Genomic DNA, 16,811 nt, shown 5'->3' with positions numbered 1-16,811 from the left:
TGCATTTGGTTTTTTACCAAAATATCCTCTTATCGCAGTTGATGAGAGGATTTTATATATAAAAAAATTAGGATAAAAAATATACTATGAAGAAAAAAATAATCTTACTCACCCTCTTTGTTTTTGTTGTGACAATGACCTCTTTTGCTATCGATTCTCCAGAAAAATACGGTTTTCAGATACTGAAGATCGGCTTAAGCGCCAGGAATGCAGGAAAGGCAAATGCCGTTGTTGCTTCACCCGGAGATGCTACAATTTTATGGTCAAATCCTGCTGCAGTGCAGATCAGTCCATCATCAAATTTCTGTTTTAATCATAACAGCTATATTTTTGATAATAATATTGAAAATGCTTCCCTTATCATTCGTAACGGCATCAGCAGCTGGGGACTAAGCCTTACATATCTTGATTACGGTATGATCCCAAAAACTGATGCCCAAGGAGATACGATCGGTGAGTTCCATCCTATGGATATCGTTGCTGCTTATACTTATGCCCGAAGGATCACGCCGAGTATATCTGTAGGCGCAAACCTTAAATTCATCTATGAAAAGATCGATACTGATGCAAGCTACGGTCTTGGTTTTGATGTCGGAGCGATCTATGACTCATTTATTAAAGGGCTTAATGTGGGAATTGCTCTTCAAAACATCGGCAACTCGTCCAAGCTGAAAGAGGAAAGTATCAGCTTCCCAACTGTTATCAGAGTTGGAGCTCAGTATATGTGGGAGATGAATCCTCAGAATTCGCTCACATTTTTGGGACAAGTTACCAAGTATTCATCCGAAAGTTTAAAAGCAAGCCTGGGATGTGAGTATAGTTTTTCAGATATAATCTTTTCACGTCTGGGATACAAAATCAATTATGATGAGCAAAATATCACTGCAGGTATCGGCATAAAGTTGAATGATTTTAATTTCGATTATGCCTTTACTCCTTACCAGAATGATATCGGTACAGCTCATCGCTTTTCTGTATCATATAATTTCTAGGAAGGTCTATGAAAAAGATTGTGATTGTCGTGTTATGCCTTGTATTTGCTGCTCAGCTATTCGCTCAACCGAAGCATTCTTCCAATGAGCTGATCGTCCGCTTTTCAGGTCCTATTGATGCAAAAACAGGATCAACCGGTATTGATGCCTTTGATGCGTTCATAGATCAATACAAGGTTCTGAATGTGGAATCGATTATTGATAAAGATGAGCTTTATATTTACAAATTCACCTGCGAAAAACAGATCGATTTTGCATCAATAGAATCTCTTGCGCAAAAAGATGATGAGATCATATACACGCAGCCGAACTATCTCAATGAGATGCTTTCCATAACACCGAACGATCCTTATTATTATGAACAATGGGGACTGCCTGCCATCAATGCAGATAATGCATGGGAGATCGAAAAAGGTAATGATCAGATCGTCATTGCAATTATTGACTCCGGCATCGAGTATGATCATCCCGATCTTGAAGATAATGTCTGGATAAATCACGGAGAAATTCCTGATAATTTTATCGATGATGATAACAATGGCTATATTGATGACTGGATGGGATGGGATTTTACAGAGACAGATATCGTAGATGCAATGGGTGATTTCCGTGAAAGAGATAATGATCCACGTGACGACCTTGGTCATGGAACACATATTGCAGGAATCATCTCTGCGGAGACGAATAATCATCTTGGTGTTTCCGGTACGACATGGTTTGCAAAATGCATGAATCTTCGCGCTGGTTTCCGCACAACACTCGGCGGGTATCTTGAAGACGATGATGTATCAGCGGCTATCGTGTATGCTGCAGATAATGGTGCACAGATCATCAGTATCAGCTGGGGTGATGCAGTGCTTGCACCAATTATTAATGATGCCTGCAATTATGCCTATAACCTGGGCGTAACGATCGTCGCTTCAGCAGGAAATGAAGGTGGCATCGGGCTTCTCTACCCCGCAGCTCTGGATAATGTTCTTTCTGTAACGGCTGTCGATGAGAATCTCAATATATGCTCTTTCTCAAGTTACGGAGAAGGTATTGACCTGTCCGGACCAGGACTTAGCATTTACAGCACTTATCTTAATAATGAGTATAAATATGAAAGCGGAACTTCGATGGCTGCGCCTTATGTTGCAGGTTGTGCTGCATTGCTTCTCTCTCAGAATCCGCTCTTAACAAACGTGGAAGTATACAATCTTATCAAAATATCTTGCGATGATCTCGGACAGGATGGTTATGATAATGTTTACGGCTATGGCATTATCGATGTCGAAAAACTTATCCAGAATGCAAGTATTCAAATAAAACCCGAGTCTGCAATTTCTTATCCTCCCTATAACTCTGGGCATACGCAGGATATACCGATCATGGGTACTGCGTTCTGCGAGAACTTTTTCTGCTATACGCTGGGTTATACAACGAAACCCGAACCTGAAGAAAATGACTGGTACGATATTGTTACACATAATCCGGAGCCATACTTATATACCAGTCCGGTCATTAATGATTCTTTGGGAATATTTATACTGCATGGAATAAAGGATTCTACCTATTACATCCGCCTTGCAGTCAAGGATATACACGGCAAGAGTTATATCGATATCGTAAAAGTGAGTGTGGACAGAACACCTCCTCAATTCGTTCCCAATGCAACAGCTTCTACATTCCGATATGACTACGATAAAAGGAACTACTACATTCTTTCAACAGCAACAGAGCCGTCTCAGTTCTACGCCACTTGCTTTTCTAATGAAGCCGATACCTTTTCTCTCATTCAGAAAAAGTATGATTATTACACTGCATTACTCCTGCCGCAGCATCTACCAGATGAAACCTATTCATTCTCCGTTTCTTTAAAAAATCAATCAGGTCTGACAACAACCTCGGACATTTTTGCTGATGCTATATCAATAGACAAAAGCACCATACCAACAAGTGGATTCGAACCGATGGCTTCATATGCACGCTCGGGATATTTTTGTCAGAATAATTATGATATAAATGGTGATGGAAAAGTTGAACTTATTTTCATGGAATTTCCTGACGAAGGATCATACGGTCCGGTGAGATTCTGCGAATATGACACCAACGACCTCGATATTGTTTTTACAATGGAAGAGACCTTTATTCCATGGAGTATTGGTGACACTGATTTAGATGGAAATCATGAAATACTCGGAAACAAGGCAGATTCCATGCTTATCTTCGAGGCAGAAACTCCTTATGCTTTCCCAACTCGTTTCGTCAATTCCATCAAAGATGCATATACTGGCACATTCTATGACTTCAACAACGATGGTAAAGATGATATCGTAGCCCGTTCGGCAGATATTATTGGAACATATTCGCATTATGACGTCTATTCACGAAACGGAGATAATCTCAAGCTGGAATGCATGATCCTCAACAACACCCATACATATTCCCGAAATGAACTCTCCCCCTACATTCGATTTGGAGATCTGAATAATGATGGAAAACGAAACATCCTTTTCTCTGATATCGATGGTGATATCCTCATTTATCAGATCAATAACAGCTATTCTGTTGAGAGGATAGACTCGTTGAAGATACCAGTCATGAATGCCTATTATAATGCGATCGGCGATTTTGATGGCGATGGACTTCTCGAGTTCATCGTGGGCGGATATTCAGATGATGACGATGATGTGAATAATCAGTTCTGGCTTTACGGCATCTATAAGTATATCGATGGAAATCCCGTTCTTCTCGACTATATTCAGATTGCTGGTGTCAGTTCGAATAACGGGCTCTCTGTCGGTGACCTTGATGGGGATGGCGCAGATGAGATCATCATTGCAGCGGCACCTGATATCTACATTTTCAGATTGCAGAACTCGGGAAGAACATACGAGACCATCCCGCGATGGGTTGGCACATCATACCGAACCTATCAACCGGTTTGCATAGATGCAGATGGAGATGGTAACTTCGAAACTGCATATAATCATTATAATGAGAACGACTCACTCGTTATTGTACTGTCCTCATATCCTTCTGACCCTCCATCAACACCTATGCCGCAGAATTTCTATGTAAGGCCATTAAATAGAAATGCCGTTTCACTCTCCTGGAACGCACAGGTTGCTGATTCATTCTACCTGTATAAAGAACAAAACTATATTCAGGAGATAATCTCAATTCCGGGTTCTGAGACTTCATTTTTCGATACTGATATTATTTCTGATAGCCTGCATTCATATTCTCTATCTGCTTTCAATGATGGTGAGGAAAGTTATCATACGATCGCTCATAATGTCATTCCGATCGATCCGCCATCTTTGAGCTCTGTGAACATGATCTCTCTTAATAGTATCTTACTTGATTTTAATAAAACATTAAGCAGGGATTGCGAGCAGGTCTCAAATTTTTATTCAGCAGTTTTTGGATATCCCGAATCAGTCATCCCAACGAATAGTCAGCTTAGTCTTCTTCTCACGTTTGCAGAACCATTTGATGAGCTCTACTCGCCATTTACGCTTGATATCATGAACATAACTGGTATCTTCAACACTCCGATGAATGACACAACTGCAACCTTCATCTACCAGCAAGATATGACGAGACCCTATGTTACGGCCTTAGAACTGCTTAGTAATAAACAAATCTATGTTGAATTTAATGAAACACTCGACCATGCAAGCGCAATAAACATTTCTCATTATTCTCTCATTTTCCCTGAACTGGCACAGGAAAACTCTATTTCCCAGATACAACTCGACAATAATGCGGTAACAATCACTCTCTCTCATAAAATCAATCCTGTTGGAGAACCATATTTCATCAGGATATCACATGTGACTGATCTCGCAGGCAACTATATTCTTCCGGGAAAAAATCTTATAAAGATATCGATACCGATTACCGACCTTAATAACGTGCAGGTATTTCCTAATCCTGCAAAGACCGAAAATGAACTGGTCCATTTCCAGAATCTACCTACATCAGGTTCTGCAGATTTCTATATTTATGATGCCGCAGGCTGTATTGTTGAAAATTTCTCTGCAGAAAATCTTTCTGAAGACTATAACAGCATTACCTGGGATATGACCAATCAATCCGGAAAAAAAGTGGCGTCCGGTATGTATTTTTATTTGATTAAATATTACGATATATATAAAAAAGGTAACATTGCGATAATTCGATAAAGGTGAAAACTATGATTACGTATGATTGGCAGCAAAGACTAAAAAAAGACACCCTGGACTTCCTTGAACACAAGATCCCTGAAAATGATTATGATTTTGAGATCATCTATAATGCATACCCCGAACGTGTAAATGGAGAAATCCCTCAACCCGTTATCACCTACGTCGCAAAAGAGATGAGAAAAGTCATTCAAAATGATCCTGAAACCTATATTGATTTTTTGCTTTTTATACAAAAGAACAAGGGTGAAAGTGGTAAAAAGATTTTTAATTATGTAATGAGTAAGGTGACACTGAAGCATCCCGGCGATTATGATCATATCTTCAAGAAGGCTTTTGTCAATACCCCGGATAGAAGTGAAATTAAAAAAATCTTCGATAACATCATCCTTCCGCTTCTAAAAAAATATCCGGAAAAATACATCGATGTCATAATCAATACTGTTCGAAAGGAACCTCAGGACGATGTTATTGAGTTCTCGTTTGCAACCCTCTGTAAGTACATGAAAGTTAATAAGGCGCATGTAAAACTGATCAGCCAGAAGATCGATTCTTTCTGGAATTCTGATAATAAAGCAATCAGAGAAGGAATTGTTCAAGTTATGAAATGCCTGTTCAAGGTTGATAAAAGGATATATCGTGATGCCTACCGCGCGTATAAATCTACTTATAATCCGAACTTTATAGACATTCTGTCAGATTCAATTTGTGAAAACACTGAACTCATTCGAGAAATTGTTGAACGCTGGGAAAAAAGCGGAAATATTCGAATTAAAAAAGCTGCAAATAACGCAGAGAAAACATTAAAAAAAATCAAGAGAACATAATGGCACGGGAATATATATCAAAAGCAGGACTTGAAAAACTTCGACAACGACTTGAATATCTTATACAGGAAGAGCGTCCTGCTATTATTGAAGAAATTGGTAAAGCCCGTCAGTTTGGTGACCTAAGTGAAAATGCGGAATACCATGCTGCGAAGGAAAAGCAGCGTTTTATTGAAGCTGAAATCTCCAAATTACAGGCAAAGATCGCAAGCCTTAAGGTCATCAATACAGATGATATTGATAAAAATTCTATCCGCTTCGGAGCTACTGTTGAGCTTCAGGACTTGAAGCGTAATAAAGTGCTCCGATATAAAATTGTTGGTGAAGATGAAACTGGAAAAATGGGTAATGTACGTATGATCTCCTTTAAATCTCCAATTGCAAAAGCCCTTCTCGGGAAAGATGTTGGCGAGATCGTAAAAGTATCTGCCCCCGTTGGTATTTTAGAATATAAAATAAATAATATAACATATGAGGAGTAAGATGAGCTCATATCGAATTGCATGGCTTCCCGGTGATGGCGTCGGAAATGATGTCATGGAAGCCGCCAAAATTATCCTGGACACCCTTGAGTTGGATGCTGAATACATCCACGGTGATATCGGTTGGGAATTCTGGAAAACAGAGGGAAATCCCCTTCCTGATAGAACAGTTGAACTTCTTAACAACGTTGATTGCGCCCTTTTTGGCGCAATTACTTCAAAGCCCAAGCAAGAGGCAGAAGCAGAACTTATTCCCGAACTTCAGGGAAAAGGACTTGTCTATTCAAGCCCTATTGTCGGCTTAAGGCAAAAATTCAATCTTCATACGAATCTGCGACCCTGCAAAGCTTTCAAAGGAAATCCTCTTAATTACAGAGACGACATTGACATCGTTGTCTTCCGAGAAAATACAGAAGGTCTTTATGCCGGTGTTGAGTTTCATCCTGTGCCTGAAGAGGTATTTGAGTCCCTGTCTAAGAACCATAAGAAGATGGCAAAATTCGAAGATACCCCGCTTGATGATCTGGCAATTTCATGTAGAATATTCACGCGAAAAGCATGTCACAGAATTGTCAGAAATGCATTTGAATATGCAAAAAAGCACGGATATAAATCTGTAACTGTCGTAGAGAAGCCAAATGTGATCAGAGAAACATCCGGTCTGATGATTCGGGAAGCACGAAAAGTAGCAAAGGATTTCCCGGAAATCCAATTATGGGAAACCAATGTCGATGCAATGGCTATGTGGCTTGTTAAGAATCCACAAGACTATGGTGTCCTGGTTTCAAGTAATATGTTTGGTGATATTATTTCAGATCTCTGCGCTCAACTTGTTGGCGGACTCGGATTTGCGGCTAGTGGAAATATTGGTGATAAACTGGCAGTTTTTGAACCAACTCATGGGAGCGCTCCAAAATATGCTGGTCAGTACAAGGTAAATCCTATCGCTATGCTTATTACAACAAAACTAATGCTTGACTATTTAGGCGAAACAGAAAAAGCTGACCGTCTCATGAATGCGATTGCCAAAGTAATTGAAGAAGGAAAAGTTCGCACCTATGACATGGGTGGCACATCTTCCACACTCGATATGGCACATGCTGTAGCAGAAAATTTGTAAAAGGAAAACAATGGCAAAAACTTCAAAAGGTAAAGAGCTTGAAAAGAAATTAACATATTCGAAGAAGAATTTCTGGAATACGGCATCTGATGACGAGAAAGAACAAGCATTTGTATTTGCTGATGAATACTGTGCATTTCTTGATGAAGGAAGAACCGAGCGTTTATCAGTTGAAATATCCGAACGTATTCTTCAGTCCCGTAAATTTGCACCTCTTTCTGCAAAAGCTCCTAAAAAAGCACCTGGATTTTATACAATAAACAGGAACAAGAATATCGCTATTTTCAAACCGGGAAAGAAAGACATCTCACACGGCTGTAATTTGATTGTTGCTCATATAGACGTACCTCGTGTGGACCTGAAGCAAGTTCCTCTCTCAGAAGACAATACTACCCATCTTGGCATTATGCTCACTCACTATTATGGTGGCATAAGAAAATACCAGTGGATGGCAATTCCCCTTGCATTATATGGAGTTATAATCAAACAGGATGGTACGCGGATCGATGTTTCGATCGGCGAGAATGACGGAGATCCGGTTTTTACTTTTGCAGACCTTCTTCCCCATCTTGCAAAGGACTATAACGAGAAGAAGATATCTGAAGCCATCAATGCTGATAAACTCCAACTTCTCTTTGGTTCAATTCCCTTCCCTGATGATGATGTCAAAGAGGGTGTCAAGCTGAATTGCCTTAATATCTTATATGAAAAATATGGCATTGTGGAAGAGGATCTTATCAGCGCTGAGATTGAGATCGTACCGGCTTTCTCAAGCAGGGATGTCGGCATTGATGCAAGCATGGTTGGCGCATATGGTCAGGACGACAGAGTCTGTTCTTATACTGCGCTTCGCGCTTTGCTTGACAGCGATAAACCCAAACTCGCATCGATAGTATTTCTTGCCGATAAAGAAGAGATCGGAAGCGAAGGCAACACAGGTGCCAGATCTGATTTCATTCTTGATTTCATAGCTGATGTTATTGACTTCCAGGGACTGGACAGCACAAAGATGTTGAGAAAAGTGCTTACCATAACGAATATTCTTTCCGGTGATGTTACTGCCGCAGTCAATCCATCTTTCAAGGAAGTTCATGAACATCAGAATGCACCACTCCTCGGTTATGGTGTGTGCCTGACTAAATTCACCGGCTCCAGAGGTAAAAGCGGCTCTAATGATGCACATCCTGAATTCATTGCAAAACTTCGAAAATTATTCAATGATCATAATATCAACTGGCAGATTGGTGAACTCGGTAAAGTAGATGTCGGTGGTGGTGGTACGATCGCAAAATTTATGGCTGAATATAATGCGGAAGTCATCGATTGCGGAACACCTCTCATCGCAATGCACTCACCTTTCGAGATTTCCAGCAAGGGAGATATCTATTCTACCTATAAATCCTACAAAATATTCTTTGAACATTACGGGGGTTAACGGTGAAAAAATTATATGTACTCGGACTGTTACTATTACTTCTTGCGGCACAATGCGCCCAGCAAAAGCCATACACAAGTATTCAGCAACCTGCAAGCCAGACAGATCAGCAATTGCAGTATCTTGCAGAAGTAATAAAAATGAACTCCGATGCTATTGATCAGCAGGAAAAGCAATTTTCTACTGATCTTCAACTGCTCAACGGCAAAATCGATCAGATCATTGTACTTCAATCAAAGGTATCGACTCTCGAAGTAAAAGTTAATACACTTGAATCTAAGATCGAAGCACAAAATCAGATTCTCGCTCAACTCCGTTCTAATCCGGCACCTTCAGATCAAACCAAAAAACCGGCACAAGAATCAAATGTTGTCACTCCCGAAAATCTTTACCAGCAGGGAAGACAGTATTATGTCGACAAAGATTTCAGGAAAGCAATTTCCACGTTCTCGGACTTCATCAAAGAATATCCCCAGCATGACCTAGCTTCCAATGCGCAATACTGGATTGGTGAATGCTATTACTCTCTTGATCAATTTGAAACAGCTATATTCAATTTTGATAAAGTCGTGATAAACTATCCGGACTCTAACAAAATTGTTGATGCAAAACTTAAGATTGCTTTATGTCTTATTGGCATGGAACAATATGCAGGTGCCCTAACGCAACTTAGGGAAATCCAGAAACAGTACCCTGACTATGAACGCCTGGATATTGTTCGGGAAAGAATCGTAATGCTGGAGAATAGATAATGAAAAAATTTGCTTTACCAACTCTTATGCTATTCATACTGCTTTCTTTTACATTCCTCTATTTGAATGCTCAAACTCCCACACCAATGAACTGGAATGATGAAGATGAAGATGTTACCTATGAAAGACCCCTTCAACTTCCCAAAGGAGACTTTGATTCTCATGCGCAAATGCTCGAAGCCGATGATCTATTCCAACGAAGAAAATATGGTAAAGCAAGAGATATTTATGAGATCATAACATATATGAGTAAAGGTGATACCCTTGTTAAACGTGCTCAATATCAACTGGCAAACTGCTATTATAAGATGCGTCTCTATGAAGATGCCATCTTTGAATATCAGCAGCTTATGAGATTGTTCCCTTACTCGCAATATAATGAGGATGCAAATTATAAGATCGGCACATCCTGGTTCAAATTGTCCTATCCACCAGCCTATGATCAGCAGGAAACGATCAATGCTCTTCAGCAGTTCAATCATTTCATTGCTCAATACCCAGATTCTGATCAGATCGAAAATGTCAAAGAAATGCGATCAGTGTGTATCGATAAGCTTCTTGAGAAAAAATATCTAAATGCACACATCTACTATATGATGGGATATTATAACGCTTCAATCATGTATCTAAACGAGATATTTGACGAGAACATTCGCGGAGAAGTCGAAGAAAAGGCACTTGTCCTTGCTGGAATGATATACATAAAAAAGAAGAACTGGGATATGCTAACTCTAGTGGGTCAACAGCTTTCGCTTGAATATCCAGAAAACAATTTTATTGAAAAAATAAATAAATATATTACGAACTGATCATGAGATTGGGAATACTCGGAGGTACCTTTGATCCAATCCACTGCGGTCACCTCAGATTGGCAAGGTACTGTATTGAAAAATTAATCCTGGATAAGATTTATTTCATACCTGCAGGAAACCCACCTCACAAAAAACCACGAGTTTCTTATGAGCAGAGAGTTCATATGATGCGTCTTGCACTTGCATCACATCCTCAATTCGATGTAAATGAACTGGAAAAACACAAGCAAGCACGTGATTATACCTATACGTATTACACGCTAAAAAAGCTTCGTGAAGAATACCCTGATGACGAACTTTTTTTCCTTATGGGTGAAGATAATGTATCTGAGATTTCAACTTGGTTTCGATTTAAAGAGCTTTTAAATCTTGCTGAATTTGTTATTATTAGCCGAAAAGCAGAGAAGGACTATTCAAAAGATATTCCGTTTAGTGATGATCTAACTTTCCTTGAGATGCCCAATATTGACATCTCATCTAAGCAGATCAGAAATTTGCGCGCGTCTAGCAAGTCAATCCATGGGCTTGTTCCAGATGAAGTAGAAAAATTCATTATAAATAATAGTATATATACATAAAGAGGTAACATGACAAAAGATGTTTTTTATTTTGGTAAAAACAAAACTGATGGGAATAAAACGATGAAGGAAATCATCGGTGGAAAGGGAGCAAACCTTGCAGAAATGTCCAATCTCGGAATCCCTGTTCCTCCTGGTTTTACTATTTCAACAAGAATCTGTGATTATTTTAACAAACATGACCGGCATTATCCAGCCAGTCTCAAGAAAGAGGTGGAAGAAAATCTTCATCTACTGGAAAAAGAGATGAACATGAAATTTGGAGATGAGCAGAACCCTCTTCTGCTATCTGTGCGCTCTGGCGCTGCTGTTTCTATGCCGGGTATGATGGATACGATCCTCAATCTCGGACTCAATGATAGATCGGTTGAAGGATTTGCACAAACGACCGGTAATCCACGATTCGTTTGGGATGCATACCGCAGATTGATACAGATGTTCAGTAATGTCGTTCATCAGATCGATTCTGATCTCTTTGAAGATGTGCTAACACGTGTCAAAAATGTAAAAAAAGTAAAACTCGATCTGCAACTTAATGCAGATGACCTTAAGCTCGTTGTTGATCAGTATAAGGAAATCTATAAAGATGCAATGGATGAAGAATTTCCCCAGAATCCTTACGATCAACTCTGGGCAGCAATCGATTCTGTATTTAAATCCTGGAGTAATGCCCGAGCAATTAAATATAGAGAATTGAATAATATAACCGGGCTTCTCGGGACTGCAGTAAATGTACAAACTATGGTCTTTGGAAATATGGGAGAGGACTGCGCAACAGGTGTTGCATTCACACGCGATCCATCAACAGGTGAGGATAGATTCTTTGGAGAATTTCTGGTAAATGCCCAGGGTGAAGACGTTGTCGCAGGTATCAGAACTCCGCAGGAAATCACAAAGGAGAATTCGATTCAGTGGGCAAAAAATAATAATATCTCTGAGAAAGACCGTCTGGAGAAATATCCTTCCCTCGAAGAGCTCATGCCAAAGGTTTATAAAGAGTTATTCCAGATACAGAAAAGGCTTGAAGTTCATTACACAGACATGCAGGACCTTGAGTTTACGATACAGAAGGGCATACTTTATATCCTGCAGACCCGAAATGGAAAGCGTACTGCTCGAGCAGCCGTTAAGATCGCTGTTGATATGGTCAAAGAAAAAATGATCGATCGCGATACCGCACTCATGCGCGTCGATCCAGATCAACTCAACCAGCTTCTCCATCCTAGATTTGATAATAAAGAAAAGGAGAAAGCCGAAAAAGAGGACCGTTATCTTACAAAAGGATTACCTGCTTCCCCTGGCGCTGCTGTGGGCAAGGTTGTATTTTATGCGGAAGATGCCGTTAAATGGAAAGAAAGAAACGAAAAAACAATACTCGTAAGAACTGAGACCTCTCCCGAAGATATTTCAGGAATGGATGCCTCACAGGGCATTCTTACAGTGCGAGGGGGCATGACATCCCATGCTGCAGTTGTGGCACGTGGAATGGGTAAATGCTGCGTCGCAGGCTGTGGAGAAATCAACATTGATCTTAAAGCAAAAAAGTTTACCGTAGAAGATCATGTAATCAAAGAAGGTGAGTTCATCTCGCTTGACGGTTCTACAGGAGAAGTTTTCCAAGGCAAAATCGGCACCAAGTCTCCTGAATTTACCAAGGATTTCGAGCAACTCATGAACTGGGCTGATGAGCGTGCCCGACTGCATGTTCATGCAAATGCAGACACACCTAAAGATTCCGATATCGCCCGAGACTTTGGGGCAGTCGGCATCGGACTGTGCAGAACCGAACACATGTTCTTTGGTGAAAACCGTATCGATTATGTTCGAGGGATGATCCTTGCTGATTCTCCTCAAGAACGAGTATATCCTCTTGAAGAACTGAAGAAGAACCAGATTGATGACTTCAAGGGAATTCTAAAGGTGATGCAGGGCTTTCCTGTTACGATACGCCTACTCGATCCTCCTCTTCATGAATTCCTTCCCGACCTTCAAGATGAAGAGGAAATTGAGAAACTCAGTAAAAAATTCAAAAAATCAACACAGGATATCGAAGTAAAGATCAGCCAACTCAAAGAATTTAATCCAATGCTTGGTCACCGTGGATGCCGACTTGGAATTACATTCCCGGACATTTACGACATGCAGGTTGAAGCAATTATCGAATCTGCATGTGCTCTCAAGAAAAAAGGCATCGATGCCCGTCCTGAAATCATGATCCCGCTGATAAGCCATGTAAATGAGTACATCTTTATCGAAAAAAGAGCGCGGGAGATTGCATCAAGAATAATTGAGAAGTCTGGTGTTGATCTTCGATATAAGGTTGGCACAATGATTGAGATTCCACGTGCTTGTCTTGTAGCAGATGAGATTGCTGAATATGCTGAGTTCTTCTCTTTTGGCACGAATGATCTCACACAAATGGGATTCGGATTTTCCCGAGATGACGCAGGCAAATTCCTCAAAGAATACAGAGAAATCGGTATTTTCGACCGGGATCCATTCCAGGCACTCGACCAAAAAGGGATCGGTGAATTGGTTAAGATCGCAATTAAAAAAGGAAGAAAAGCAAATCCAAAACTGGTCATCGGCATATGCGGAGAACATGGAGGAGAACCTAGTTCAGTGGAATTCTGCCATAAGGCAGGGTTGAACTATGTGAGCTGTTCACCGTTCCGTGTTCCTGTTGCACGACTGGCCGCTGCACAGGCTGCAATTAAAAACAAATAAGATGAAAATTATTGATTATTTTAATAACCGAGTTCAACGATTGAGTATCTTTGATATGAAGCTTGCTCAACTAGCATCTGCGTTACTTATTTGGATTGTGATAAAGGTATTTCCCGTACTTGCAAAAGTTGACTACTTTTGGCTTATCATACCCTTAGTGCTCATTGCAACTCGTTTATTCTACGTTTTCTATGTAAAAAAAGAAGCATAGATTTTGCGTGGGTGATTAGCTCAGCTGGTTAGAGCGCTACGTTCACATCGTAGAGGTCACTGGTTCGAATCCAGTATCACCCACCATTTTTTTCTATACCAAGATCTGTGATCAGACCTTTCGTTTTTGCGCGTTTTTTCCATTGTTCCCGAGCAAGTTTCCTCATATCTATTGCTTCATCTGTCTCATCGACGATCTCAATTCCCATGATCGTTTCCACTACATCTTCCATAGTAACTACTCCAGACACTCCACCATATTCATCAATAGCGATTGCAATATACTCGTTTTCGTTTAAAAGTTCATCAAAAAGCTTTGGCAAATACACGATCTCAGGAATAGCCATAATTTTCCTGGCAAACTCTCTTATTTTAACATCTAATTTATTATTAAGAATTGAGTCGAGAATATCTGATTTGAGCACATATGATGTGATCCTGTCTTCGTTTTCATCAAATATAGGAATGCGTGAAAATTTGAGGTTAATGTGCTTTGCGATAATTTCATTGATTGTAATATCTGCGTGAAGACTAAACATCACAATCCGAGGTGTCATTATATCTTTTGTCTGAATTGTTCTAAAGGTTAGTAAATTTCTAAAAATATGTGATTCGGTATCATGGAAGACACCTTCCTTCATCCCAATCTCCGCAAGGGCATGAAACTCTTCACGAGTAACTGCCGAGGACTGTGTCCCACGAGAAATAAGTTTTGTTATAAGCTGTGAAAGAACAACAAGGGGATAGAGTATCCAGACCAGTATTACGATTATCAACGACCCAATTGGGGCGATCTGTCGCCAATACATAGCCCCAATTGTTTTAGGGATAATTTCCGACACAATAAGAATGAGAAATGTCAATACTGCTGAAACAATTCCCAGATAAGCATCTCCAAACACATGTGCAGCTTGAGCTCCCACTCCAGCTGCACCGACGGTGTGTGCGATTGTGTTCAAGCTGAGTATGGCTGCTAACGGGCGATCAATATTCTGTTTTAATTCCCAAAGCCTATTTCCAGCTCGTGTTTTTTCTTCGCGCAACACCTCAGCATACGCCGGAGTAACTGAAAGAAGCATCGCTTCAAGCATTGAGCACAAAAACGAAAAAAATAATGCAATAAAAAGAAATGATAATAGGATTAACATATTGTATTTTATCTATCTATACTACTTTTAATTGTAACTAATCATGGCACAAAATGTTGTCAAGTGATATTCTTCATTTATAATAGGCTTTTGTACTATATTCAGCAAAAATTCTTGAGAAAAAGTGAAAAAAAGAATGAGAATTTTCTCATTCTTTTTTTCACTGCCTTTTTAATGCTCGGTAGGACTGTAATAATCCACTGATATAATGTCCAATATTACTGCATCTAATTCCACGTGATTATCCCTGTGATATGGGTGAGCATCTATCACATATGCACTGCAACTTTCAGATAATTCATCAGCATGAGGATAAAAAGTTACAGTAACTCCCCTTAATTGTTTGTAAGTATTATTCCAATCATTTGCCGATAAATTCCATATCTTAACTCTCCATCCTCCATATGAGCCATTATAAATTATCGATCTATGTCCCGTTAAAGGTGATGTATGTATTATTACGTCAGACAGGTCGTAATTGCGCTCTGTAACGCTATGGTTACTGCTTGTAGACAGATCCACAGTCACTGATGGAGAAGTACATACGATCTTAGGTGCCGAACTTCCAAAGAGTCCCATTAGTATAACCTCGATAACATTAGATAGACCACACACCGCCCCTGGCTTCCACCATTGCCAGTACCTGTAAAAGTAACAATAAAATTGCCACTGTCGTCCGCAATAAATAGCTTTGAGTGTTTGTCGGTTCCGTCATAAAGGGAAGATCCCCAGTAAGTGTGTGTAATACCATAATACTTTGCAGTGCCAAGCCCTGCACCAATATCTGTGATAAAGGCATTATCATCACCTGCTCCGATATCGTGCCCTACTATTAATGCCTTAGATCCGTCATCCCAGGTTTCAGTAACCTCAACTATCACCCTATGCACACACCACCCTTTTTCAATAGCAGTGATCGTTACTGGAGATGTGTCGTCATGATTAATGGTCTTCTTCACCCAAAATGGAATATTCAGTAAACCTAAGGGATCGTCAATATTTGGATCACCGTTAAGCTCATCGATATCATCGATAACCCCAGATCCGTCCCTGCCGAGCAAGTTACCGCCCTTTGAAGCATTAGTGGCAAGTTTATTGATTTGTGCGGCTGTGGGCGTTAAGGACGTACCTGCAAGCTGAATGCCGGCGGTATTGATCTCAAGCGTGCCGTCCTTTAATGCATCAAGTATTTGATTCCACTCTGCCGCTGTTAATGTGTCTCCGGTATTTTTATCTACTATTGTAATTAATGCCATACTTACTCCAATTTAAAAGGTAATGTGTAAGGTAACCCTTTTTCTGTATTAATACATGTAATTTCGCTTTGAACTTCTTCATTAGAAATAATCATATCATTAAAAAAGGGTGTTACATTATACGTAATCTCTGTTTTAATATCACACAAATACATGCGAGATTGGTAATAACTCGCAATAATAGTCGCTGCCTGTTTATAAAAACAATAATCTGGATAAACATATGTAGTATCATAAAATCTGCGAATAGTGCCATCCTCATCCTGTCCATGAAACTCAAAATTAGTTATGATGGTTTCT

The 16,811-nt window shown here is 39.8% G+C and carries 14 protein-coding genes and 1 tRNA gene; 12 read left to right on the top strand and 3 right to left on the bottom strand.

Going from position 1 to position 16,811, the window contains the following annotated elements; all coding sequences use genetic code 11:
- The first annotated feature begins 86 nt into the window (after positions 1-86).
- The 12 genes from JW794_02690 to JW794_02635 all read left to right on the top strand — a co-directional run bounded on the left by JW794_02690 (position 87) and on the right by JW794_02635 (position 14,194).
- Positions 87-992 (top strand): PorV/PorQ family protein, encoded by a 906-nt coding sequence (locus JW794_02690; protein ID MBN2017031.1) that lies wholly within the window; start codon positions 87-89, stop codon positions 990-992.
- A gap of 8 nt (positions 993-1,000) precedes the next feature.
- Positions 1,001-5,164: a S8 family serine peptidase gene (locus JW794_02685; GenBank protein MBN2017030.1), complete on the top strand. Its 4,164-nt coding sequence runs from the start codon at positions 1,001-1,003 to the stop codon at positions 5,162-5,164.
- An 11-nt stretch (positions 5,165-5,175) separates the two neighbouring features.
- Positions 5,176-5,991 (top strand): hypothetical protein, encoded by an 816-nt coding sequence (locus tag JW794_02680; GenBank protein MBN2017029.1) that lies wholly within the window; start codon positions 5,176-5,178, stop codon positions 5,989-5,991.
- Entirely contained in the window at positions 5,991-6,473 is a 483-nt protein-coding gene (gene greA / locus JW794_02675) for a transcription elongation factor GreA (protein MBN2017028.1), read from the top strand. Before JW794_02680 ends, greA begins: the two co-directional genes overlap by 1 nt.
- A gap of 1 nt (position 6,474) precedes the next feature.
- Complete coding sequence (locus JW794_02670) at positions 6,475-7,593, top strand: isocitrate/isopropylmalate dehydrogenase family protein (GenBank protein MBN2017027.1); 1,119 nt, start codon at positions 6,475-6,477, stop codon at positions 7,591-7,593.
- A gap of 10 nt (positions 7,594-7,603) precedes the next feature.
- A complete protein-coding gene (locus tag JW794_02665) occupies positions 7,604-9,028 on the top strand; it encodes an aminopeptidase (protein MBN2017026.1) in 1,425 nt (474 codons plus the stop codon).
- Between the two features lie 2 nt (positions 9,029-9,030).
- Positions 9,031-9,780, top strand: coding sequence for a tol-pal system protein YbgF (gene ybgF, locus JW794_02660; GenBank protein ID MBN2017025.1), 750 nt, complete (start codon positions 9,031-9,033; stop codon positions 9,778-9,780).
- Positions 9,780-10,589 (top strand): outer membrane protein assembly factor BamD, encoded by an 810-nt coding sequence (bamD, locus tag JW794_02655; protein MBN2017024.1) that lies wholly within the window; start codon positions 9,780-9,782, stop codon positions 10,587-10,589. Before ybgF ends, bamD begins: the two co-directional genes overlap by 1 nt.
- A gap of 2 nt (positions 10,590-10,591) precedes the next feature.
- Entirely contained in the window at positions 10,592-11,170 is a 579-nt protein-coding gene (nadD, locus tag JW794_02650) for a nicotinate (nicotinamide) nucleotide adenylyltransferase (GenBank protein MBN2017023.1), read from the top strand.
- 9 nt (positions 11,171-11,179) lie between these two features.
- Positions 11,180-13,897 (top strand): pyruvate, phosphate dikinase, encoded by a 2,718-nt coding sequence (locus JW794_02645; protein MBN2017022.1) that lies wholly within the window; start codon positions 11,180-11,182, stop codon positions 13,895-13,897.
- 1 nt (position 13,898) lies between these two features.
- The gene (locus JW794_02640) at positions 13,899-14,108 is read left to right on the top strand and encodes a hypothetical protein (protein MBN2017021.1); all 210 of its coding nucleotides are present in this window, start codon (positions 13,899-13,901) and stop codon (positions 14,106-14,108) included.
- Positions 14,109-14,117: 9 nt separating this feature from the next.
- Positions 14,118-14,194: transfer RNA gene (locus tag JW794_02635), tRNA-Val, on the top strand.
- Here the strand turns inward: JW794_02635 and JW794_02630 are convergent.
- The 3 genes from JW794_02630 to JW794_02620 all read right to left on the bottom strand — a co-directional run.
- Positions 14,185-15,255, bottom strand: coding sequence for a DUF21 domain-containing protein (locus tag JW794_02630; GenBank protein ID MBN2017020.1), 1,071 nt, complete (start codon positions 15,253-15,255; stop codon positions 14,185-14,187). The genes JW794_02635 and JW794_02630 overlap by 10 nt on opposite strands.
- 578 nt (positions 15,256-15,833) lie before the next feature.
- Positions 15,834-16,511 carry a hypothetical protein gene (locus JW794_02625; GenBank protein MBN2017019.1) on the bottom strand — a complete coding sequence of 226 codons (678 nt, stop codon included), beginning with the start codon at positions 16,509-16,511 and terminating at the stop codon, positions 15,834-15,836.
- Positions 16,512-16,513: 2 nt separating this feature from the next.
- On the bottom strand, positions 16,514-16,811 hold a 298-nt coding region (locus JW794_02620; protein MBN2017018.1), incomplete at its 5' end, for a hypothetical protein.

The sequence above is a fragment of the Candidatus Cloacimonadota bacterium genome, assembly GCA_016932035.1.
Taxonomy (GTDB): domain Bacteria; phylum Cloacimonadota; class Cloacimonadia; order JGIOTU-2; family JGIOTU-2; genus Celaenobacter.
The sequence above is the reverse complement of the archived record's forward strand: the minus strand, read 5'-3'. Positions and strand labels throughout refer to the sequence as shown.